Here is a 20,435-nt window from a genome sequence, read left to right as displayed (position 1 = left end):
GCCGGGAGGGTTTCTCTTCCGGCCGCTGGCTTTGCCTTGCCATCACACAAGGAGAACCGGATGGCGTCGACACTAGAACACCAAAACTCCCCGCTCATCACCCCCAAGCGCGTCGTGGCCGCCCCAGAGGAGGCCTTTACCATTCTGCCCTCGTGGGCGAGGCTTATCGAGGTCCTCCATCCCGGAGGCACTGCGACCGCATGGAGTGCCATCGCGCCAACAATTATCGTGGTGGTGGGAAGGACCCAACTAGCCGATGCCGGCTTCTCTAGCTTTCAGTATGCGGCGCTTTACGAACTCACCCGCATCCCCGGTATCGGCGTAGCCCTGAATGGAGATGGCAAAGGGCGCTTCTATGCCCGCATCACCATCCAGGATGCACCCGAGGACCTTACGACCGTCAGCCGTTTCCTCTCTGATGCCGGCCCCTACGACCAGATACGGACCACGGGGACGCCATCATCGGACATGCGGGGAGACAACCTTGAGGCCCTGCCTGCATCGCGTCGAGGCAAGTACGCAAGGAGCATAGTACTTCACCACGCAAAGCGCCTTGCCACTGCCTGGGAGGAGCGAGGCGACATGCCCGAGCACCTCACCTCGTCCACTTATCTGGAGAACCTGAGGCGGCTTTTGAGGGCCGTTGATGCCGAGGCCGCTGGAGCCGATCAGATCGAAGCCTTGCGGCAGGTCGAGCATGAGCCCTCAGCCGTATAAAGACGACATCGAGCTACGCGCGAAGGAGCCCCCATCCGGGGCTCCGAGGCGCTGTGCCATCGTTGGGTGCGGCAGGCCGGTGCAGCGTTCGGGCAGGAATGGCCTTTCAGACACCCTGTGCAAGCGGCATGTGGAGTTCCAGAGGCGGCACGGCTCCCCCTGGCGGCGCTCCTATCTGGTCCGCGAGCTAGCACCCTACCGGAGGGCCGCCGAGACGTGGCTCAAGGCGCACCAGAGCGATCCCGCCACTATACGCGTCATTGCCGCACTAGATGGTCTCATTTCCAGCGGCGGGAAGCCCGCACACGCACACGAGGCCCGATGGTGGAAGCCGAAGGCCAAGGTCAGGAATGTCCTCGCAAGACTCCATCAGGCCGGCAAGACGGGACGCCAGTTGCTAGCTATCGTCCTCACCGTGAAGGCCACCCAGGCCGCCATCGGACCCAGGGCGAACCCAGAGTTCCGCCACGTCCAAATCGCTAAGATGACCCACCGCCTCGCATCGGGGACGCATACCCGGTCCACCCGATTTGCTACCATCTCCCAGTACCCCAGGGCCGAAGGCATCTTCATGCGCCGACTGGGGAGTGCCATCGAGGACATAGCGGCCATTGTGGCGACAAGTGAAGCGGTGGAGGAGGTGCTGGGTCTGGCTAGGGGTACGCCATGAGACCAGTCCATTTTGACGAGCAGTCAAGTCACCCTCTGAAAGTGATGCCGGTCCTTCTAGATGGCATCCCCCCAAGCACCCCAGTGTCCCCAACCGAGGACCCCTCCCACAGCGGCGAGGAGACTGAAAGCCACCGGAACGTCCCTTTCAGTCCCTTCCTGGTCCCCGCAAGCGCTTCCCTCGTGGCCCTCGCGGACGCGATATTTGAGGAGACCGAGAGCCTACGCCTCGCCACTGGGCGGATACGCCGGGACGCCACTGAGCGTCGCAGGGAGGCCGTGGGGACCCTTGTTGCGAACGTCGCTTGCCTTGTAGTCCACTTCCCCGAGGGGACACTTTTGTCCCTGTCCGCACGGAAGGACGGCGCGACCCGATATGACCGCCCGAAGTTCCCCGTTGATGTACTCAGCGGCGTATGGAGGGCGATGGAACAGCTTGGGCTACTGGTCGTTCACCCGGGCAGTCGCGGACAGTGGCGCACCACAATCGCCCCTTCTGCCATCCTGAAAGAGCGCATCAGGGAGGCACGGCACCGAGGGCCGATTGAGGTAACTCGGCGGGCGGGGGCCGAGACGATTATCCTCAAAGCCAAAGCCCGCAGCGACCGTCCAAAGCTCCTCATCGACTATGCCGACACCGACAGCACGAGGGCCATGCGCATGGGGTTGGAGGCAGTCAACGCATTGCTCTCCAAGGCTGACATCAGGCTTGGCGAGGAGCGTCCGATGGTCCCGGTGTTCCTCACCCGGCGCTTCCAGATCGACAGCCCAGAGGCCGCCCACACGTTCGATCAGCACGGGCGGCTATATGGCGGCTTCTGGCAGTCGCTCCCAAAGACCAGACGGCACTTGCTGAGGATCGAGGGGGAGCCAGTGGTGGACTTGGACTTTGCTGCCATGTTCGTGCAACTCGCCTACCTTCATGCCGGCGCAGCCATCCCGAACAGCGATCCCTATGGCGACATTGAGGGCCTCCCTCGCAATGCCGTCAAGAAGGCCGTCGCCTCGCTTCTATGCCGACAGGGGCCTATGGTCCGCCTGCCCTCAGACCTCCGCCAGCTAGTTGGCCCGGAGTGGACGGGTCGCAAGGTGGAGGCGGCCATCCGGGAGCGCCATCCGGCCATCAGCCATCTGATTGGCATCGGCCTGGGGCTTCGCCTCATGTTCACCGAAAGCGAAATCATGCTGGCAACGCTGCGTGTTCTAATAGAGCAAGACATACCAGCGCTCCCGATGCATGACGGAATCATGGTCTCGACCGGCCACGAGTCGGCAGGACGGCGAGCAATGGCGATAGGCTCAATGCTGATTGTCGGCACGGCGCTACCTGTGGTCCGCAAAGTCATTTGACGGCTGAGACCACAACTAGCCCATATATGGCCTACGGGTGGCCCACTGGGGCGGGCATCAAGCTTGAGGGCTGACCGAGGCTCCGCCTCATCATCGGCCCAACAATGATGTAAACCTAAGGCCAGTGTCCTGGCTGTTAGTGCTTAAGGTGACCATAAAGACACCGGACAGTTGCATCGGGACAGGGAGGGGATGAAGCGATAGCCGCCCCTCTCTCAGTGTCTCCAAGCGCTCCAGGCGTTGCCTCTTGACTCTCATGTTCTCTTTTTGTTCTATGTCAGGAACACGTTGAGGAGGCCAACATGCCGACCAGCCAAGCCCCGTACGAAGCCCAGGCGGCCGCGCCGCAGTTCCGCCAAGACGACATCTGGGAATGGCAGTTCCACATGGACCACCTGGATGTCATCCGCGACTTGGTGGACGAGGGTCTGTTCAATGAGGGCAGGCCTGAAGACCGCCTCGCGCACAGCCTCATGTCCTGCACTCTGGATGACCTGGGCCCCTCTGAGCAGTCTCTTTTTGAGGAGCGGTTGAAGCCCCTCCTGGAGGTCCGCTGCACTGACCCCGACAGGTTTGTCTCCGAATATCGTCGTCAGAGGTCCGGAAAGACCCGCCATCAAGTGTCTATCGACCACCAAGCAGGACGCCTCGCTGCATGAGACGATAGACTGGCAGTGCAGAGAGTCATGGTGTCGGTGGCAGGGATGAACAATCCCCAACTAGTCTTATTCAGCGGCCCCTCGCTCGCCTGGTGTCCTCTCCACCCTGCCTCGGAGCCTCCCCGGCAAAGCCGCCGCGCTGTCAATTACCGATTTGACCGCCTTAGAGTTTGCTAGTTCGTGGATAGGGCTACCATGAGTGTGCATCTCCACGAGGCGGAGAGGAGCCTCATCCAATCGTGTCAGTGCAGAGGCAAAAAGCCTCTTCTCTAGCTCATGGTCTATGCGAACTGCTTCGCGCCTATAGCCTTCGTAGGCCTTTGCCACTGACGCCTTAAACGCGTAGTCCTCCGCAAGTCGGAACCGCTGGTTGATCTGCTTGGTCGCGATCCATGCAAACCAGATGGGCGCACCGAGACTTAGAGCAGTTAGCAGGACCTGCACCCAGATTCGCAAGGGGTCCAATGTCTCGGCTGCAAGGACCTCCTTCATGGCAGAAAGGCGGACAAAACCAACGACCATTGCCGCGCCCAGTGCAATTGCAAGGCCAGCCACCCACCATCCTAAGGACCGATTCAACTTACCGGCTCGGTCGTCAAAAGCAGCAGCCAGCCCGATGCTGGTTGTAATCCGATGCGCCTCACCAGCTTGGGCGACGAGCTGGGCACCCTCTTCGGCAGCACTGTGGAGCTTGGCGAGGTAGTCAATTGCCTTCTTCTGGTCTTCTTCGATCTTGCCAAAGAGTGCGGAGGCATTGGATGAGATTTGCCGCATGTGATTGTTGGCGGCTTTAAGTTCTTGAAGAGTCGTGGGGAGGCTCGTTGCGGCTTCCTCCGCCTCCAAAAGCGTGGCAATCTTCTGCTGCAACTCCTCCTTATCCGGGACGATCTCGTTGATTTGGCGGTCAATGGCGGCGAGTCTACGGGCCAGCGGGCTGGGGAGCCTTTTGGGGTCAGACGCTGACCAGCCGAGCAACGGCTCGACCGTTATCGAAACGTAGGACAGCGTGCTCAGGACGGGAGGCAAGCCGGCTGACGGGTTTCCTGCGAAACTCGGGAGCACATCGCTGAGCAGGCCGGCGAGCGCACTACTTGCGTCGTTCAGTGCCTTTGCGTCCGCTTCGGACACAGCCACTATGTTGGCCTGTCGCAGTGTGGTCGCGATCCGGGAAGGAAACTCGGCAAGCTGCGCTGGCGATATCGCTGGATGATTCCAGCCATGAGACTGGCTGAACCTACTGTCAGAACTACCTAATGCCAGCAGCTTGGCTGCGACCTCATCAAGCTTCTCGCATAATAGTGAAACCGCATCGTGCATTTGCTATCTCCCCCTGTGCCTCTACTTGGAATACCAAGCCGAATATAGGACAGCAATGCTGGTCGCTCACCCGAGTCCTTGAATCTACGTCCGCCTGCCGATCTCCGCTATACATCGGTGCAACAAGTCTGATCCTGGAAGGGGACAAGCATGACTGATCCGTGCGCCATCTGGAGGACACGCACCTACGATAGTGGGCGCAGCGTTAGCGGTGACTTGCGGCAGTACGACTCGCCACGCGCGGGCGGCAGGTACCAGGTTACTGGGTCCGCAACCGGCTCCCTCGGCGACCTCGACAACCGTCAAAAAGCCTATCTTACAACCTGGCTCGTGGACCAGCACAGGGCCGGGAACGAATGGCCTGTTGTGGACACTGCCGCCGTCGAGGCCGCGAAGGCCGCTGCTCCCAGATCAGTCTCTGAGAGACGAGATCGGCTTCTTCTGGTGGTCGCCAGCCATACCCCGGCGCTGGGTCAGACCATGCGGTATTACGACCACATTCTTGTGGTGTCACTGGACGAGCGCCCCCGCGAGAACCCGCATTGGGCTGAGTATGACGCGCTACTGGCCGCCACCGAGTCTCTGGATATCAAGGAAGTCGAGGCCCTTCTCTCGTTCGCGACAAAGCAAGGCCTTATGGGGAATGCCCAGGGCCACCTGTCTTTGACCTTCGACGGGTACGCGCACCTAGAGAAGCTACGCGGGACAGCACGGGACTCTCTTCAGGCTTTCGTCGCCATGTGGTTCGCACCTGAAGTGTCGGCGGCATACGTGGAGGGGATTGCCCCTGCCATCGTTGACGCAGGCTATCGTCCCATGAGGATCGACCAAAAAGAACATAACAACAAGATTGACGACGAGATCATCGCCGAGATTAGGCGATCCAGATTCGTTGTGGCCGACTTTACGTGCGGTCTAATCGGAACGGAAGGGAACACAACCGCAATACCTAGAGGTGGTGTCTACTATGAGGCAGGTTTTGCACAGGGTCTTGGGATTCCCGTCATATGGACGTGCCGGGAGGACCACATTGGCCATGTTCATTTTGATACTCGCCAGTTCAATCACATTACGTGGAGGGCACCGGGCGAACTCCGGGAGAAGCTTCGCAATCGCATAGGGGCGGTACTAGGAGATGGCCCACTGTTGTCCCGATAGGTGGAAGACCGGAACGCTACAAGGGTGCCTCACGCGAGCGCTTCAATCTACGTGACAGTTGCAGGGCTTCCCCCCTGGTGGGGTCCTGGAAATGCCCCACGCCATCGCCCTGCCCTCCAGGCCCCTCTCGGAGGCAGGGGCAGGGCTACCCTTCGCCCAGGCTCGACCTCAGGCCTCCGAAAAGGCACATGAGGCTTATATCATTTGGGTATGCCTCAAGCGAAGCACTCCAAGGCTCTCCATTTCGTGCTTCGATAATGCTCGTTGACAACTTAAAGCGAAGCGCTATTATCGAAGCTACCCAAAGCGAAGCATGGAGCCTTCCCTATGTTTATCCGCGCCTACCTCCGCGCCTCCACCAGGGAGCAAGATGCCAGCCGCGCCAAGGCAGACCTCCAGCGGTTTGTAGATGAACGGGGGCTGAGAATTGCAGCCTCCTACGTGGAGAACGAGAGCGGTGCCTCCCTCCAGCGTCCAGAACTCTTCCGCCTCCTCTCGGATTGCCAGCCTGGAGACGTGCTCCTGGTGGAGCAAGTGGACCGCTTGAGCCGCCTTAACGCCGCCGACTGGGAGAAGCTCAAGGCGGAGATTGCTTCCAAAAGGGTCCGCGTGGTCGCCCTAGACCTCCAGACCTCGCATCAATTGATCCAGGCTGGTGGCGATGAGTTCTCCGCCCGCATGCTGGACGCTATCAATGGCATGATGCTGGATATGCTGGCTGCTATCGCCCGCAAGGATTATGAGGATCGCCGCAGGAGGCAGACCCAGGGTATCGAGAAGGCGAAGGCATCGGGGGGCTACAAGGGGCGGCCTGAGAATGCAGAGCGCAATGCTGCCCTTGTGGACATGCTGAGGAAGGGCCAGACGTGGGCCAGCATCGTGGCGGCAACTGGGGTCTCAACGTCTACGCTGGCGCGGCTATCCAAGCGGCTGTCGGTCGGAGCGCAAGGGTGAGGTAGCGAGATGCTCCAGACCATCACCTCTCTGCTGCGCTCGATACTCCCAGCGCCTACTCACGTTGCCAGCCCATCGCGACCATTGCCCTCCTGAACCAGGACTCCCGCAGAGAACTTCAAGACCATGCGGCTCCTCTCTGCGACACATGTAGTCGACACTGCGGGACGCTGGTGGAAGGTCGAGACGCGGCAATGTCAGTACACCGGGACGCTTCTGCGCCAGACGAGAAGGATCACAGACTAGCGGAAGGGAGAGGCGGTTTGGCGGCAAGGACGCAAGCCTGCAACTGGCCCAAATACGCGGGGCAGGCCCTCGCCAACATCGCAGATGCCTTGAACGCCAAGAGTGTCGCGACCAAAGGATGGCCAATAGAGCCCATGTGGATCAAGATGGGGGCCGGGTAGCTAGAATCTCAAGTGCGCAGCGAACCATGTTGCGGCCCAGCTCTCGTAGCACCTGGGGGCCCTCATCGTATTTTCCGGTTATTGCTCGTGCACTAACCTGGTGTCGAAGGGCCGCAGGCATCACCAGCAGTTCCCGACAAACATCACCCGTGAGTAGCGCTAGGCTGCACAGATAGCGCTGAGCTACCGTAGCGTCCGCAACACGAATTAATCCATTATCGCGATCTGCCCCCATTGCTGCGACGACAGCCGTGGAGTCGAACCGCTCCAGATTGAGTATTAGCGGCGTGAAAAGTGCCCGAACACGATGGTCATCATAGGATGTATTGAAGGCCTTATGAGCGAATATATTTCTGATTTTTCGGAAATTGTTTAGATTATCGACGGTGTCCTTACTTAGCCAACCAAGGTGGTATGCCATCGTGATGCGGCCGCCGAACGTCCCTAGGGGGCCATTGCTTCCAAACATTTTTTCCCTAGAGGACTCGGACTCCAAGTCGACCATCTGATATTGGAGCAAAGTAAGAATGCGATCTTCTAGATAAGATGAGACAACAAGAACCTGTGACGTTTCCGAATCTCGGTGGAGGCGTCGAAAAATATCAGGCATCGCAGAGGCGTCGAATTTAGTGTTATCGACAGCCTTTCTCGCCTCACTAACCTTATATTCGTACATTGCCTTGGCGGCGGCATCCAGCGCGTCGGGATCAAGCTTCATCCTTGGATGACTCACATTGGCCTTGCTCTATTTACACAGGGACAGCCGTGGCGGACAACAGCACGCTTAGTAGGCAAGCTGAAGGCTTCGCCACGCCGAGCCCCCCCTGCTTGGGCAGTCGGCCACTAGCAACTCTTGCCGAAAGGAACCAAGTCGCCGTATCCCCATATCAGCGTCCCGAGCAGAGCCAATGCGGGCAGCATGCACAAGGGATGGAAGAACGCCAGCCGGTTCACGAGCATCTTCGGGGCCTCATGCCAAGCCGTCCAGCCAAACGCCAGGGCGGATACGAGGACTATCGCCGCGCCGCTTCGGGCGAAGTGGAGACTGCAAGAAGTAGTGATCGCCCACCAGCCATGCAGGAAAAGCGCTAAGAGGCATGCCCAGAGCGCCAACCTAGGGGCAAGATACTCTGCCGTGCGGCGCTTCATCCAAGGGAAAGTTCCCTTTTGATCCCATTCGCGTAAAATCTTTATGGCATGCCGAAACGCGAACGTATCATCGTCATTAGTCACCTTGGGCAGATATTTGACTTTGCCATCAACCACACGGCGTTCATACCCTGGCCGGACCTCCCCCTCACTGTCCATTCTTGAGCCCCAACACGTCAGGGGCCTTGTCCGCTGCCACAGCAGCTTCACGGTAGGCTCTCATAAACTCAGGGATGCCTCCGACAAGCATCGCTAGGATCGAACTCGCCACGGCATATTTTTGGTGGATGCTGCACTCTTTGAACGCACCGCTAAACTCGCGCTCCCCATGGAGTTGTATGCGGTAGTCATCCTGGAATTGGGGAAGGAAGTCGCGTATCCCGCGAACGATGTCTAGCAACTGTTGCTCGGATATTTCCTCCAGCCCGTCATGCGCGAAAGCATTGCGTTGCTTGTTCAACGTTCGGGCTGGCACTAGAACTGGCTCCGGAGCACCGAGCATTTCGAGCAAGTTGAGCTTTTCGGCGAGATACTGGCTCCTGGTCTTCCGCCACCGATTTCCAGTTAGCGTGTCCAGCGCCCGTATCGCTGCTCTTTCCACCTCGAAGTGACAGCGAACCACTACCCCCAACGCGTCTTCAGCGAAGAACGCGGAGGCTAGACGTTTTGTATCTAGTTCATGACCTATCGTTAGCGTCTCGAACTTTAGATCGATTTTAGTCAACGCTATCCCCCTTCAACTATCGCCTAATTTAGCCCGCAAGGTCAGCAAAGATTTAATCTTCCGCATCTCCGCCGCAAGGCCCGGCAGCATGACTTCCGTTGAGCCATACTTTGCGTGGACCTTTGCCGTTGCGTGACCCGCAAGATATTCCGCCGCCTCCGAGTTCACACCATCACGGCGACATAAGGCAACAAACAGGTGCCTCAAGCCGTGATTTGGCGAGACCCCTTTGCGAGTGATGCCGACCGCCTTGGAGCGAACCCAGCGGCCCATGTAGGAATATGCAGACGGGCGAAACAGTTGTCCCTTGGGCCGCCCCTCAAGCCACTCCAAGAGCCCCTCCGCAGCTAAGGCTGGATGGACTGGTACCACCCGCTCACTGTTTGCCGTCTTGAGGGAACGCCTGCCGGCGCTTGTCACACGGAAGAACCATTCGCCCTCCGCTTGGAAGAAGTCCTCCCGCCGCAAGCCCTCCGCCTCGCTGATACGCAGGCCACCGTAGAGACACACCCAGGGCAACCACCGCTTGCTGATGTCCACCTCATTGCGGGCCGCTTGCAGAACCGTACGAGCCTCCCCAAGGTTATAGGAGGTGTCGCTTGCAGGCTTCTCGACATACGAGGGCAGCTCCACGCGGCCAGAGACACTCTCTGCCGACGCCATGGCCTCCCGGTGCTCCCTTTGACGCTTTCCCCAGTTGATGATAGTCCCCAAACTCACAATCCGGTCTGCAATGGACCGATTGCCAATCTCCCCCGCCGAGAGCATCGAGTCCATCCACTCCTCTACCTCCGAGACCTTCACCGTGGTGGCATCCTTAGAGCCTCGGGACCGCGCGAAATCCTCCCCGACCCGCTTGTACTTCTGGAGGGACTTCTCGGGCATGGGCTTTGAGCCCGCCCCCGCCATCCGCTTTCGGGCCTGCTCATCCACAATTGCACTGAAGGTCACCGCTGAAGGCGACTTTGCCTTTCGAGCGGAGGCCACGAAAGCTGGAGCAACCTCAAGCTCTGGCACCGGGCCGTAGTCATAGTGTTTGCGACGTTCCAGCCCGCTCCGAGCCTTGGCCATAAGGGACGCCATGGCATCCAACACGTCCTGCCGCGTCTCCGCTGTGACAGTCAGCCTGTGGCTTGCCAGCGCACTGTCAGTATCTTCTCCGTGCTTGGCCTCCTGGAGTGCTGCCATGTGCGTTGCGAAGGCTGGCAGGGCGGCCGGGTACTTCATCAGGAGGCGGAGGATGCGCTCCCGCGCCCTCCCCACCCCTCCCGCCATAGCCTTCCGCAAGTCCGCTTCGAACTTGGAGCGGACTTCTGGAGGCATCGTAGCCACCAACTCATCCCACTGGCCACCGTCTTCAACCGGCCAAGCAAGCTGAGGGACAGTCGGGGCGCTGTGCGGATTGTCCTCGTGGGCGGCAATGAAGGCCCGCGCATGGTCGGCAGCAAGTCCGACAGCCTGTCGGTGCGAGAGCCCCTGGGGGCCCGATTCTAGTAGCGACTGCCACGCGCTCATCTTGGTGTCCCACGCGGCCAGCATAGTGCGGTACTCAGCGCCCGCCTTGTCGCGGTCGTGGTGGCCAGTGCTTCGCGTGAACTCTTGGCTTGCCCCTACGTCAGCTACTCCAAGCGACCGCAGTTTGTCTTTTTCGCGCCACAGGCGCTCAGGGATTCGGAATCGCCCCTGCCAGACATCCGAGCCTTTTCGTTTGGAGAGGCCCCGCATTCGCCACCGTCTTCCAGCCATACCCAGAGCACATTCCCATAACAGTCCGATTTGACGGAAGCCATGGAAAACTCTATGCTTTTGAAGCTGCTTGGGAAAAGAATGGTGCTGCCAGAGAGGATTGAACTCTCGACCTCTCCCTTACCAAGGGAGTGCTCTACCACTGAGCTACGGCAGCATCCGTGGACGGGGCGGCTTTTGACACATGAATCGGGGGAGCGCAAGTTATCAGTTGCAGCAAATCGACACTGATTTTCCACAGGCGCCTTTACGCCACAATACTGGCCATTTCCGTTGCCAAGCCGCTATGAACGATCGACAAGCGGGGACCACCACATGTCGTCGAAGCCAAAAATGCCCTCGAGCGGTGCGGACGCGCGCAAGGCGCGGCTTGCAGCCGAGCTGCGCGCCAACCTGATGAAGCGCAAGGCGCAGGCGCGCTCGCGCCGCACCGGTGAAGCGGATACGAGGCCGGAAGGCCTTGCCGCGGCCGAGGGAGAGACAGAGAAACCCGAGAAAGCCTGACCGGCGACGGCAGGCGCTTGGCGCATGGATCCGCAAAACCCTGATTCTTGAACCGGGTGGCGCGATGGTCTAGACGGCGGCAAGAAAATTTCTCGCCAGAACCGGGATCCCCCGGAGAAACGACGGCCAATGGATCGCATCAGAATTGTCGGCGGCAACGAGCTGACCGGAACCATCCCGATCTCGGGCGCGAAAAACGCGGCCCTTCCGCTGATGATCGCCTCGCTGCTCACCGACGATACGCTGACGCTGGAAAACGTGCCGCATCTGGCCGACGTCGAGCAGCTGATCCGCATCCTCGGCAATCATGGCGTCGACTACACGGTCAACGGCCGCCGCGAACGCCAGAGCGAAGGCTATTCGCGCACCATCAGCTTCAGCGCACGCAACATCGTCGACACCACAGCGCCATATGAGCTGGTGTCGAAGATGCGCGCCAGCTTCTGGGTCGTCGGACCGCTGCTCGCCCGCATGGGCGAGGCCAAGGTGTCGCTGCCCGGCGGCTGCGCCATCGGCACGCGCCCTGTCGACCTGTTCATCGAAGGCCTGCAGGCGCTCGGCGCCGACATCGACGTCGACAACGGCTATGTCGTGGCCAAGGCCAAGAACCGGCTGATCGGCAACCGCTATGTGTTCCCCAAGATCTCGGTCGGCGCCACCCATGTGCTGATGATGGCGGCGACGCTGGCCCGCGGCGAGACGGTGCTCGAAAACGCCGCACGCGAGCCCGAGGTCGTCAACCTCGCCGAATGCCTCAACGCCATGGGCGCCAGGATCACCGGCGCCGGCACCTCGACGATCACCATCGAGGGCGTCGATTCGCTGTCGGGCGCGCGCCACCGCGTCATCCCCGACCGCATCGAGACCGGCACCTATGCCATGGCGGTGGCGATGACCGGCGGCGACGTGCTGCTGGAAGGCGCGCGTGCCGACCTGCTGCAGGGCGCGCTCGACGTCGTCTCGCGCACCGGCGCCGAAATCATCCAGACCAATTCCGGCGTCCGCGTCATGCGCAACGGCTCGGGCATCTCGCCGGTCGACGTCGTGACCGAACCCTTCCCCGGCTTCCCGACCGACCTGCAGGCGCAGTTCATGGGCCTGATGACGATGTCGAAGGGCAAGTCGAAGATCACCGAGACGATCTTCGAGAACCGCTTCATGCACGTGCAGGAACTCGCCCGCCTCGGCGCCCACATCACGCTGTCGGGCCAGACCGCGATCGTCGAGGGCGTCTCCAAGCTCAAGGGTGCGCCGGTCATGGCAACCGACCTGCGCGCTTCGGTGTCGCTGGTCATCGCCGGCCTCGCCGCCGAAGGCGAGACAGTGGTCAACCGCGTCTACCATCTCGACCGCGGCTTCGAGCGGCTGGAAGAGAAGCTGTCGCGCTGCGGCGCCGTCATCGAGCGCATCAGCGGTTGAACGAAGGGAATAGGGGAATAAGGGAGTAAGGGAACAGGCAAGCCTCTCCCTGCTCCCCTACTCCCTCGCCCCCGCGGTTGCGCGCTGCATCAAGACCGCCTAACAAAGCCGGAAGCATTACATTCCGCACAGGCAGCCGACCGGACATGAACCAGCTCAAGCTAGTCGCCCTCGACGAAGAGGATCTGGAGATCATCTCGGCCCATGTGCAGGACGCCGTGGTCAAGGTCGGCGATCTCGCCTTCGATGCGCCGTCGAAGCGTTTTGCGCTGGCGATGAACCGTTTCGCATGGGAAACCAAGACCGGCTTCTTCCGGCCCAAATATGAGCGCCGGCGCTCGATCCTGCATTTCGACCGCGTGCTGTCGGTCAAGCTTTTCGGCATTTCGCGGACCAAGAAGGACGAGGTGCTGGAGCTTCTGGCGATCGGTTTCGCGCAGGGCGAGGACCCCGCCGGCGAGATCGAGCTTTTGTTTTCCGGCGACGCTGCGATCCGGCTCGAGGTCGAGGTCATCGAAGCCCGCCTGACCGACACCGGGGCCGCCTGGCAGGCCTCGTCGCGCCCCATCCACAAGACTTGAGCATTCCCGATGGCCATCACCCTTCGCCAATCCGATGCAGACTTCGAGACGCGCTTCGCGGCGTTCCTGACGACCAAGCGCGAAGTGTCGCCGGACGTCGAGGCCACGGTGCGCGCCATCATCGACGACGTGCGCGCGCGCGGCGACGCGGCGCTGATCGACTACACCAGCAAATTCGACCGCGCCGACCTTGCGACGCTGGGTATCGCCGTGACACGCGCGGACATCGACCGGGCCTACAAGGACGCCGACCCCAAGACGGTCGAGGCGCTGCGCTTCGCGCGCGACCGCATCCGCTCGCACCATGCCCGCCAGATGCCCAAGGACGACCGCTATGTCGACCCGATCGGCGTCGAGCTCGGCTCGCGCTGGACGGCAGTCGAGGCGGTCGGGCTCTATGTGCCTGGTGGCACGGCGAGCTATCCGAGTTCGGTGCTGATGAATGCGGTGCCGGCCCAGGTCGCCGGCGTCGAGCGCATCGTCATCGTGGTGCCCGCGACAGGCGGCGTCATCAATCCGCTGGTGCTGGTCGCGGCCGATCTCGCCGGCGTCTCCGAAATCTACCGCATCGGCGGCGCCCAGGCGGTGGCCGCGCTTGCCCATGGCACCAAAACCATCACTCCGGTGGCCAAGATCGTCGGACCCGGCAATGCCTATGTCGCCGCCGCCAAGCGCCAGGTGTTCGGAACCGTCGGCATCGACATGATCGCCGGCCCCTCGGAGGTGCTGATCGTCGCCGACAGCGACAACGACCCCGACTGGCTTGCCGCCGACCTGCTGGCCCAGGCCGAGCATGACGTGTCGGCGCAGTCGATCCTGATCACCGACGACGCCGTCTTCGGCAGGCAGGTGGAAGAGGCCGTCGAACGCCAGATCAAGCTGCTGCCTCGCGCCGAGACGGCCGCGGCGAGCTGGCGCGATTTCGGCGCCGTCATCCTGGTCGACGACTTCGATGCCGCCCTGCCGCTGGTCAACCGCATCGCCGCCGAGCATCTCGAACTTGCGGTCGCCGATCCCGAGGCGCTGCTCCCACGCATCCGCAATGCCGGGGCGATCTTCGTCGGCAAGCACACGCCCGAGGTCATCGGCGACTATGTCGGCGGCTCCAACCACGTGCTGCCGACGGCGCGTTCGGCGCGCTTTTCCTCGGGGCTGTCGGTGCTCGACTTCGTCAAGCGCAGCTCGATCCTGAAGCTCGGCCCCGATCAGCTGCGCGAACTGGCGCCGGCAGCTATCGCGCTGGCCAAGGCGGAGGGGCTCGACGCACATGCGCGCTCCGTCGCCATCAGATTGAACATGTAGGCGGCCATGTCCGACAAAGGCCACGCACGCTCCCGCCTGGTCGACGTCGAACTCGACGAGTCGATCGGCCGTTCGACGCCCGACGTCGAGCATGAACGCGCCGTCGCGATCTTCGACCTGATCGAGGAGAACTCGTTCCATCCGATGAACGACGACGGCCACGGACCCTACCGGCTCAAGCTGTCGCTGGTCGATGCGCGGCTGGTGTTTGCCATCTCGCGCGAGCATGGCGAGGCGGTGGTCACCCACATCCTGTCGCTGACGCCGTTCCGCCGCATCGTGAAGGACTACTTCATGATCTGCGAAAGCTATTACGAGGCGATCCGCTCCTCGACGCCGAGCCAGATCGAGGCGATCGACATGGGCCGGCGGGGGCTGCACAACGAAGGCTCGCAGACCCTGCTCGACCGCCTCTCCGGCAAGATCGAGATCGACTTCGACACCGCCCGCCGCCTCTTCACGCTGATCTGCGTATTGCACTGGCGCGGATGACGCATGGCGGACGCAAAATCTCCGCGCTCCATCCTGTTCATGTGCCGAATGAATTCGGTCCGCTCGCCGATGGCCGAGGCGATTGCCCGCCACCGCCTGTCGCCATCGACCTTCGTCACCTCGGCGGGCGTGCGCGCCGGCGAGCGCGACCCCTTCGTCGATGCGGTGCTGGCCGAAGATGACATGGCGCTGGACGAGCACCAGCCGCGGACCATCGACGACCTCGAGGACGACTATTTCGACCTGATCGTCACGCTGGCGCCGGAAGCGCATCACGCCGCGCTCGAATTCACGCGATCGATGGCGGTCGACGTCGAATACTGGCCGACACCGGACCCGACGGCCGCCACTGGCACGCGCGACCAGATCATGAGCGCCTACAGGGACGTGCGCGAGCGGCTGAAGGCCAGAATGGCCGAAAGATTTGCTGTAGACGCACAGAAAATCGACGCCGATTAAGCGTGTTCACAAAGCGCGGATTATCATATAGGTTCCGCGCAAATTCCGGCCGGGGCGCCGGGAAAGCCACCCAAACCGAAGGTACCGAATGCCGAAGGAAGAAGTCCTCGAGTTTCCGGGCGTCGTAACGGAATTGTTGCCGAATGCGATGTTCCGGGTCAAGCTCGAAAACGAACACGAAATCATCGCCCACACCGCCGGCCGCATGCGCAAGAATCGCATTCGCGTTCTCACCGGTGACAAGGTCCTCGTCGAAATGACGCCTTACGACCTGACCAAGGGCCGTATCACCTACCGCTTCAAGTAAACCGCCCGCTGCCACGGGCGCGTCGGCGGTCTTAGCCCACAGGATCTTGGATTGAGCGATCTGCAAAAGCTTGTGCTTGCCTCGGGTTCGCCCCGCCGTGTCGAGCTGTTGCAGCAGGCAGGCATCGAGCCCGACCGGCTGTTTCCCGCCGATGTCGACGAACGCCCGATGCGCGCAGAACACCCGCGCTCGCTGGCCAAGCGGCTGTCTGTGACCAAGGCGCAAAAGGCGCACGAGGTGCTGGCCAAGGAGCCCGAGCCCGCGTCCGGCTTCATCCTCGCCGCCGATACGGTGGTCTCGGTCGGACGGCGCATCCTGCCGAAGGCGGAGACCTCGGACGAGGCGCTGCATTGCCTGCAGCTTCTGTCGGGCCGCTCGCACCGCGTCTATACCGGCCTTGCATTGGTCACGCCCGCCGGCAAGCTGCGCCAGCGCCTGGTCGAAACGCGGGTCCGCTTCAAGCGCCTGTCGAAGCAGGACATGGAAAATTACCTCGCCTCGGGCGAATGGCGCGGCAAGGCCGGCGGCTATGGCATCCAGGGACTTGCCGGCACCTTCGTGGTCAAGCTCGTCGGCTCCTACACCAACGTCGTGGGCCTGCCGCTCTACGAAACCACGTCGCTGCTTTCGGGCGAAGGCTACCAGGTCCAGCTCAACTGGCAGGCCGGGGCGCGCGCGTGACGGGCAAGCCCACCGATGTCGTGACGCCCCTGCGCGCCAAGCAGCCCTGCCCCGAATGCGGCAAGCCTTCGGTGCGCGAGAATTATCCCTTCTGCTCGCCGCGCTGCAAGGCGGTCGATCTCAACCGCTGGCTTTCGGGCGCCTACGCCATTCCCGTCCGCGACGACGAGGAAGAAGATTCGACCGGGGGCAGCGAAGCCGGCGAACGAAACTGACGCGCCTTTTCGGCTTCCGCGATGACCTGTGATTTCTTTGCAGAAAAAGACATCCGGGGCGCTGGACAGGGGCAAATCTCGTGCTATAACCCACCCGCTTTCAAGGGTGCAGCGCACCACTCGAGGCACCCGGATCAAGGCTACTCGCCCGATCCTGGAACTAGGCCCAGATAGCTCAGTTGGTAGAGCAGCGGATTGAAAATCCGCGTGTCCGTGGTTCGAATCCGCGTCTGGGCACCACTTCTTCCCCTCAATTTCATTGACATCGATTCCAGCGCCGGGTGTTTTCTCAGCAGGGTTTGACGGTTCTTGTTCGTCGCTTGCCAAGCTCCTTCATGGCCGCCAGACCTGATAGAACCGCTCGTGAGTGCTTCCGGTTCAACTCGGCGCGTCACCGCGCTGGCGAAATGGCGTGAAGAGATAGTTCTCCGATCACCGGCGGCCAATTTTGCCTGCCGGCTCCGGCCAAATGTCCGTCGAATTCCAGCAAGAACAATTCGCTCGTGTCTGCCGTGCATTCATGCAAATTCGTGCAAAAATAAAGCCGAACAGGATTCCATACGGAAATACCTACTTGGTCGCGTAACCGGAACTCTTTCCATTTACACGCAATTCATCATTGTTCTGCATTTTCTTGCCCCGGGGGAACTTTGAGATCGAGTTGGCGGGGGAAAGTCGACATGTCGGCGAGCGCGCAGGCGAGCACGGAACACGAGAAACTCGCGGACGGCCTGATGCACAAGACCAGGGCGTCTTACGTGGCAGCGCTGATCCTGATCGCGTCGCTGGCCACTGCCAGCTTCTTCATGCTGAGTTCGGTGATCTCGGCGAACACCCAGAAGACCGCCCTGATCGAGCTCGGCGCCCGCCAGCAGATGCTGTCGCAGCGGATCCTGCTGAGCGCCACGGAAGCCCATACGGCCGACGTGCAATGGCTGCGCACCCAGGCGCGCCAGAACCTCAAGGCGGCGCTCGAAAACTTCCTCGCCAACGAGCGCATCCTGCGCAACGGATCGCCCGATACGCGGTCGCCGCTCCACCGGCTCGAACTCTCGGAGGACGCGACCAGGCTGTTTACCGAAGCTCCCGGCCAGATCGACGCGACGACGCGGATCCTCGAATACACGGTCAATTCATATCTCAAGCTGCTGCCCGACTCGGTGTCCGCGGAGATGCCCGCCGATGCCACGGCCCACTTCGCGGCGCTGAGGCTCTACGTCGCCGAGAAGGCCCGTCGCGAATATGAAACGTTGACCCGGCTGTTCTCGTCGGAAGCAGCCGAAAAGGGCGCGGCGGTGGAGAAGATCCACCTGACGGTGTTCGTCCTCACCTTGCTGCTGCTCGTCGCCGAGGCGGTGCTGATCTTCCGGCCGCTGGTGCGGCGCGTCGTGTCCTGCACCAGCGAACTGCTCAGGGCGCGCGACCAGATGAACTTCGCCGCCAACCATGATGCGCTGACCGGGCTGTACAACCGGGCGTTCCTCAACGACTACATGGATACCGCCCTGGCCGCGGCCAGACGCAAGGGCGAGACGGTCGCGGTCATCCACATCGACCTCGACCACTTCAAGACCGTCAACGACACGCTGGGCCATGCCGCGGGCGATGCCGTGCTGATCGAGACCGCGCGGCGCCTCGTGGCCAGCGTGCGCGAATCCGACGTCTGCGTGCGCCTTGGCGGCGACGAGTTCACCGTCATCCTGACCGATGTCGGCACCGAGGCGGACGCTGTCGAGGTCGCGACGCGGATCACCACGAGCATCAAGCAGCCGCTGGAGTTTGCGGGCGCGTCGCTGAAGCCGAGCGCCAGCGCGGGCGTGGCCCTGTTCCACGACGCCACGGCAACGATGGACGAGCTTTTCGTCAACGCCGATCTCGCACTCTACCGCGCCAAGGCAGAAGGTCGGGGCGGTTATCGGCTGTTCGCCGCGACCCTGCGCGACAAGTTCGAAGAAAGGGCCAATCTCGAGCGCGAACTGCGCGAAGCCATCGCCGCCGAGGCCTTCGCCGTTCACTTCCAGCCGCAGGTCTCGCTCCAGACCGGCAAGGTGATCGGCGTCGAGGCGCTGGTGCGCTGGGAGGCCAGGGGCAGGAGCGTGTCGCCCGGCGAGTTCCTTCCGGCCGCCGAGAAGGCCGGGCTGATGCCGGCCATCGGCCGCTCCATCTTCGCCAAGGCGATACGCACGGCCGCCGGATGGCATCGCACGGGGCTGGATTTCGGCCGGCTCTCGCTCAACGTGTCTGCCCAGGAGCTGCACGAGGCGGACTTCGCCAACCATTTGCTCGGCCTGCTCAAGGCCGAAGGCCTGCCGACCCGCCTGGTGGCGCTGGAAATCGTTGAATCGGTGATGCTCGACGATGAAAACAGCGGCATCGGACTGACGTTGAAGCGGCTGCGCAAGGCCGGCATCCGCATGGAACTGGACGATTTCGGCACTGGTTACGCATCGCTGTCGCACATCAGCGCCAACGAAGTCGACCGGCTGAAGATCGACCGGCGTTTCATCCGCGACATCCACAAGAACCCGGCCAATTCCAAGATCGTCAAGGCGATCATCGAACTGGCCCGCGGCCTCGGCATTTCGATCATCGCCGAGGGCGCCGAGACCGAAAAGGAGCTGTCCTTCCTGCAGGCGCTGGGATGCCCGGCAGTCCAGGGCTACGGCGTGGCCTTTCCGATGCCTGACGCGCAGGCCGAAGCGTGGCTGGCCATGCGCAATGCCTCTCCGCAGCCTGTCGTCGTCGCCCGGACCGCGTGAGCGAACACTGCTGAGCGACCACCGAGGTCAGATGCGCGCATCGCCCAATGTCACCCGCGCGACGCCGACATAGGGGTTGGCGTGCAGGGCCAGGATCCACAGGCTGACGCTGGCCGTGACGGCGAATATCAGGATCGCCTTCCTGCCGGCATGCGGCCTGTCGGCATGGACCGCGCCGATGACGACTGCAGACAACAGCGTCAGGAACAGCACAAGATACCATTTGAGCTGGTTCACGGAGCCCACCCCGACGGCGAGGCGCGAGTTCCGAGCATCCTGCAATTCGTCGAAATCCTGGACCATCTGGGCGATGATCGGATCGGGAAGGCCTGACCTCGACAGGGCGATCAAGGCCAGGCGGATGTCCTGCAGCGCCTGCTCGACGGCGGGCTCGGGCGACAGGTTCGCGTTCTGCCATTCCACCGAAATGACGGCATCCTTGTAGGCCTGAAGACCATTCATCAATTCGGCAGAGGCAAGCGCCTCGGGTTTGGCCATGCCGGCGAGGCGTATCATCGACGAGCGTTCCTCGCTGGCGACCTGGCTGGCGCGCGCATTGACCGACCAGACGTCGGCCGCGGTGAAGCCGAGCGACAGCGCCCAGGCCGTGGTGATGGTGCCGACAAAAGCGGCGACCGGCATCGACAAAGGGTCGCCTTGTGCCTGCCTGGCAAAGATCGCCAGGAAGGCCGCGCCGAGGAAAAATGAGACGACGCCGACGACGATGAAGGGAAGCGTCAGCAAGATGGGCGACCAGGAGAATATTTCCACGATGCTGCCTTGCGCCTAGGGTGTTTTCTATTGACCGTGAATAAGCCAATTCCCGGAATCCTCAAACAAAAAGCCCCGCAGGTTGCGGGGCTTTT

Annotated in this window: 22 protein-coding genes and 2 tRNA genes; 17 read left to right on the top strand and 7 right to left on the bottom strand. The window is 61.8% G+C overall.

What is annotated here, in order from left to right; translation table 11 throughout:
* Positions 1-60: 60 nt before the first annotated feature.
* The 4 genes from ASC75_RS16685 (at position 61) to ASC75_RS16670 (ending at position 3,395) form a co-directional block, all read left to right on the top strand.
* A complete protein-coding gene (locus tag ASC75_RS16685; RefSeq protein WP_055977924.1) occupies positions 61-717 on the top strand; it encodes a hypothetical protein in 657 nt (218 codons plus the stop codon).
* Complete coding sequence (locus tag ASC75_RS16680; protein ID WP_055977922.1) at positions 698-1,387, top strand: hypothetical protein; 690 nt, start codon at positions 698-700, stop codon at positions 1,385-1,387. The genes ASC75_RS16685 and ASC75_RS16680 overlap by 20 nt, the downstream gene beginning before the upstream one ends.
* On the top strand, positions 1,384-2,736 hold the full coding sequence (locus tag ASC75_RS16675; RefSeq protein WP_156381291.1) for a hypothetical protein: 1,353 nt from the start codon (positions 1,384-1,386) through the stop codon (positions 2,734-2,736). Before ASC75_RS16680 ends, ASC75_RS16675 begins: the two co-directional genes overlap by 4 nt.
* 302 nt (positions 2,737-3,038) lie before the next feature.
* Positions 3,039-3,395 carry a hypothetical protein gene (locus ASC75_RS16670; RefSeq protein WP_055977914.1) on the top strand — a complete coding sequence of 119 codons (357 nt, stop codon included), beginning with the start codon at positions 3,039-3,041 and terminating at the stop codon, positions 3,393-3,395.
* Between the two features lie 66 nt (positions 3,396-3,461).
* Here ASC75_RS16670 and ASC75_RS16665 read toward each other — a convergent pair whose 3' ends face one another.
* A complete protein-coding gene (locus ASC75_RS16665) occupies positions 3,462-4,712 on the bottom strand; it encodes a hypothetical protein (protein WP_055977911.1) in 1,251 nt (416 codons plus the stop codon).
* A gap of 216 nt (positions 4,713-4,928) precedes the next feature.
* Between ASC75_RS16665 and ASC75_RS16660 the strand changes: the two genes are divergently transcribed.
* Together ASC75_RS16660 and ASC75_RS16655 are read left to right on the top strand one after the other, a co-directional pair.
* A complete protein-coding gene (locus ASC75_RS16660) occupies positions 4,929-5,870 on the top strand; it encodes a hypothetical protein (protein WP_156381290.1) in 942 nt (313 codons plus the stop codon).
* Between the two features lie 327 nt (positions 5,871-6,197).
* The gene (locus ASC75_RS16655) at positions 6,198-6,824 is read left to right on the top strand and encodes a recombinase family protein (RefSeq protein ID WP_055977905.1); all 627 of its coding nucleotides are present in this window, start codon (positions 6,198-6,200) and stop codon (positions 6,822-6,824) included.
* 387 nt (positions 6,825-7,211) lie between these two features.
* Here ASC75_RS16655 and ASC75_RS16650 read toward each other — a convergent pair whose 3' ends face one another.
* From ASC75_RS16650 to ASC75_RS16630, 5 genes are all read right to left on the bottom strand, one after another.
* Entirely contained in the window at positions 7,212-7,949 is a 738-nt protein-coding gene (locus ASC75_RS16650; protein WP_055977902.1) for a hypothetical protein, read from the bottom strand.
* A 125-nt stretch (positions 7,950-8,074) separates the two neighbouring features.
* Positions 8,075-8,497: a hypothetical protein gene (locus tag ASC75_RS16645; protein ID WP_210168388.1), complete on the bottom strand. Its 423-nt coding sequence runs from the start codon at positions 8,495-8,497 to the stop codon at positions 8,075-8,077.
* Between the two features lie 31 nt (positions 8,498-8,528).
* Positions 8,529-9,104 (bottom strand): hypothetical protein, encoded by a 576-nt coding sequence (locus ASC75_RS16640; protein WP_055977896.1) that lies wholly within the window; start codon positions 9,102-9,104, stop codon positions 8,529-8,531.
* A 12-nt stretch (positions 9,105-9,116) separates the two neighbouring features.
* Entirely contained in the window at positions 9,117-10,427 is a 1,311-nt protein-coding gene (locus ASC75_RS16635) for a hypothetical protein (RefSeq protein WP_162244936.1), read from the bottom strand.
* A 505-nt stretch (positions 10,428-10,932) separates the two neighbouring features.
* A tRNA-Thr gene (locus ASC75_RS16630) sits at positions 10,933-11,007 on the bottom strand.
* Positions 11,008-11,165: 158 nt separating this feature from the next.
* On the opposite strand from ASC75_RS16630, the gene ASC75_RS16625 reads away from it, so the two are divergent.
* The 11 genes from ASC75_RS16625 (at position 11,166) to ASC75_RS16575 (ending at position 19,569) form a co-directional block, all read left to right on the top strand.
* Positions 11,166-11,354 carry a hypothetical protein gene (locus tag ASC75_RS16625; RefSeq protein WP_055977892.1) on the top strand — a complete coding sequence of 63 codons (189 nt, stop codon included), beginning with the start codon at positions 11,166-11,168 and terminating at the stop codon, positions 11,352-11,354.
* 129 nt (positions 11,355-11,483) lie between these two features.
* Positions 11,484-12,773, top strand: a complete 1,290-nt coding sequence (gene murA / locus ASC75_RS16620) for a UDP-N-acetylglucosamine 1-carboxyvinyltransferase (protein WP_055977889.1) — start codon at positions 11,484-11,486, stop codon at positions 12,771-12,773.
* A 146-nt stretch (positions 12,774-12,919) separates the two neighbouring features.
* Positions 12,920-13,354, top strand: a complete 435-nt coding sequence (locus ASC75_RS16615) for a DUF2948 family protein (protein WP_055977885.1) — start codon at positions 12,920-12,922, stop codon at positions 13,352-13,354.
* Between the two features lie 9 nt (positions 13,355-13,363).
* Positions 13,364-14,656, top strand: coding sequence for a histidinol dehydrogenase (gene hisD / locus ASC75_RS16610; protein WP_055977883.1), 1,293 nt, complete (start codon positions 13,364-13,366; stop codon positions 14,654-14,656).
* A 6-nt stretch (positions 14,657-14,662) separates the two neighbouring features.
* The gene (locus tag ASC75_RS16605) at positions 14,663-15,148 is read left to right on the top strand and encodes a UPF0262 family protein (RefSeq protein WP_055977880.1); all 486 of its coding nucleotides are present in this window, start codon (positions 14,663-14,665) and stop codon (positions 15,146-15,148) included.
* 3 nt (positions 15,149-15,151) lie between these two features.
* Positions 15,152-15,607, top strand: coding sequence for a low molecular weight phosphatase family protein (locus ASC75_RS16600; RefSeq protein ID WP_082496638.1), 456 nt, complete (start codon positions 15,152-15,154; stop codon positions 15,605-15,607).
* An 88-nt stretch (positions 15,608-15,695) separates the two neighbouring features.
* A complete protein-coding gene (gene infA, locus ASC75_RS16595) occupies positions 15,696-15,914 on the top strand; it encodes a translation initiation factor IF-1 (protein ID WP_006200926.1) in 219 nt (72 codons plus the stop codon).
* A gap of 51 nt (positions 15,915-15,965) precedes the next feature.
* Positions 15,966-16,595: a Maf-like protein gene (locus ASC75_RS16590; RefSeq protein WP_055977876.1), complete on the top strand. Its 630-nt coding sequence runs from the start codon at positions 15,966-15,968 to the stop codon at positions 16,593-16,595.
* Positions 16,592-16,810 carry a DNA gyrase inhibitor YacG gene (yacG, locus tag ASC75_RS16585; protein WP_055977872.1) on the top strand — a complete coding sequence of 73 codons (219 nt, stop codon included), beginning with the start codon at positions 16,592-16,594 and terminating at the stop codon, positions 16,808-16,810. The genes ASC75_RS16590 and yacG overlap by 4 nt, the downstream gene beginning before the upstream one ends.
* A gap of 164 nt (positions 16,811-16,974) precedes the next feature.
* Positions 16,975-17,050: transfer RNA gene (locus ASC75_RS16580), tRNA-Phe, on the top strand.
* A 440-nt stretch (positions 17,051-17,490) separates the two neighbouring features.
* The gene (locus ASC75_RS16575; protein WP_055977869.1) at positions 17,491-19,569 is read left to right on the top strand and encodes an EAL domain-containing protein; all 2,079 of its coding nucleotides are present in this window, start codon (positions 17,491-17,493) and stop codon (positions 19,567-19,569) included.
* Between the two features lie 27 nt (positions 19,570-19,596).
* On the opposite strand, the gene ASC75_RS16570 is transcribed toward ASC75_RS16575, so the two are convergent.
* On the bottom strand, positions 19,597-20,340 hold the full coding sequence (locus ASC75_RS16570) for a hypothetical protein (RefSeq protein WP_244487860.1): 744 nt from the start codon (positions 20,338-20,340) through the stop codon (positions 19,597-19,599).
* Positions 20,341-20,435: the final 95 nt, after the last annotated feature.

Source organism: Aminobacter sp. DSM 101952, from assembly GCF_001424795.1.
Lineage (GTDB): Bacteria > Pseudomonadota > Alphaproteobacteria > Rhizobiales > Rhizobiaceae > Aminobacter > Aminobacter aganoensis.
The sequence above is the reverse complement of the archived record's forward strand: the minus strand, read 5'-3'. Positions and strand labels throughout refer to the sequence as shown.

Coding starts and splice junctions, on each gene's coding strand:
- ASC75_RS16685 (WP_055977924.1), top strand. CDS start 61: ATGGCGTCGACACTAGAACACCAAAACTCCCCGCTCATCACCCCCAAG.
- ASC75_RS16680 (WP_055977922.1), top strand. CDS start 698: ATGAGCCCTCAGCCGTATAAAGACGACATCGAGCTACGCGCGAAGGAG.
- ASC75_RS16675 (WP_156381291.1), top strand. CDS start 1,384: ATGAGACCAGTCCATTTTGACGAGCAGTCAAGTCACCCTCTGAAAGTG.
- ASC75_RS16670 (WP_055977914.1), top strand. CDS start 3,039: ATGCCGACCAGCCAAGCCCCGTACGAAGCCCAGGCGGCCGCGCCGCAG.
- ASC75_RS16665 (WP_055977911.1), bottom strand. CDS start 4,712: ATGCACGATGCGGTTTCACTATTATGCGAGAAGCTTGATGAGGTCGCA.
- ASC75_RS16655 (WP_055977905.1), top strand. CDS start 6,198: ATGTTTATCCGCGCCTACCTCCGCGCCTCCACCAGGGAGCAAGATGCC.
- ASC75_RS16650 (WP_055977902.1), bottom strand. CDS start 7,949: ATGAAGCTTGATCCCGACGCGCTGGATGCCGCCGCCAAGGCAATGTAC.
- ASC75_RS16635 (WP_162244936.1), bottom strand. CDS start 10,427: ATGCCTCCAGAAGTCCGCTCCAAGTTCGAAGCGGACTTGCGGAAGGCT.
- ASC75_RS16625 (WP_055977892.1), top strand. CDS start 11,166: ATGTCGTCGAAGCCAAAAATGCCCTCGAGCGGTGCGGACGCGCGCAAG.
- murA (WP_055977889.1), top strand. CDS start 11,484: ATGGATCGCATCAGAATTGTCGGCGGCAACGAGCTGACCGGAACCATC.
- ASC75_RS16615 (WP_055977885.1), top strand. CDS start 12,920: ATGAACCAGCTCAAGCTAGTCGCCCTCGACGAAGAGGATCTGGAGATC.
- hisD (WP_055977883.1), top strand. CDS start 13,364: ATGGCCATCACCCTTCGCCAATCCGATGCAGACTTCGAGACGCGCTTC.
- ASC75_RS16605 (WP_055977880.1), top strand. CDS start 14,663: ATGTCCGACAAAGGCCACGCACGCTCCCGCCTGGTCGACGTCGAACTC.
- ASC75_RS16600 (WP_082496638.1), top strand. CDS start 15,152: ATGGCGGACGCAAAATCTCCGCGCTCCATCCTGTTCATGTGCCGAATG.
- infA (WP_006200926.1), top strand. CDS start 15,696: ATGCCGAAGGAAGAAGTCCTCGAGTTTCCGGGCGTCGTAACGGAATTG.
- ASC75_RS16575 (WP_055977869.1), top strand. CDS start 17,491: ATGTCGGCGAGCGCGCAGGCGAGCACGGAACACGAGAAACTCGCGGAC.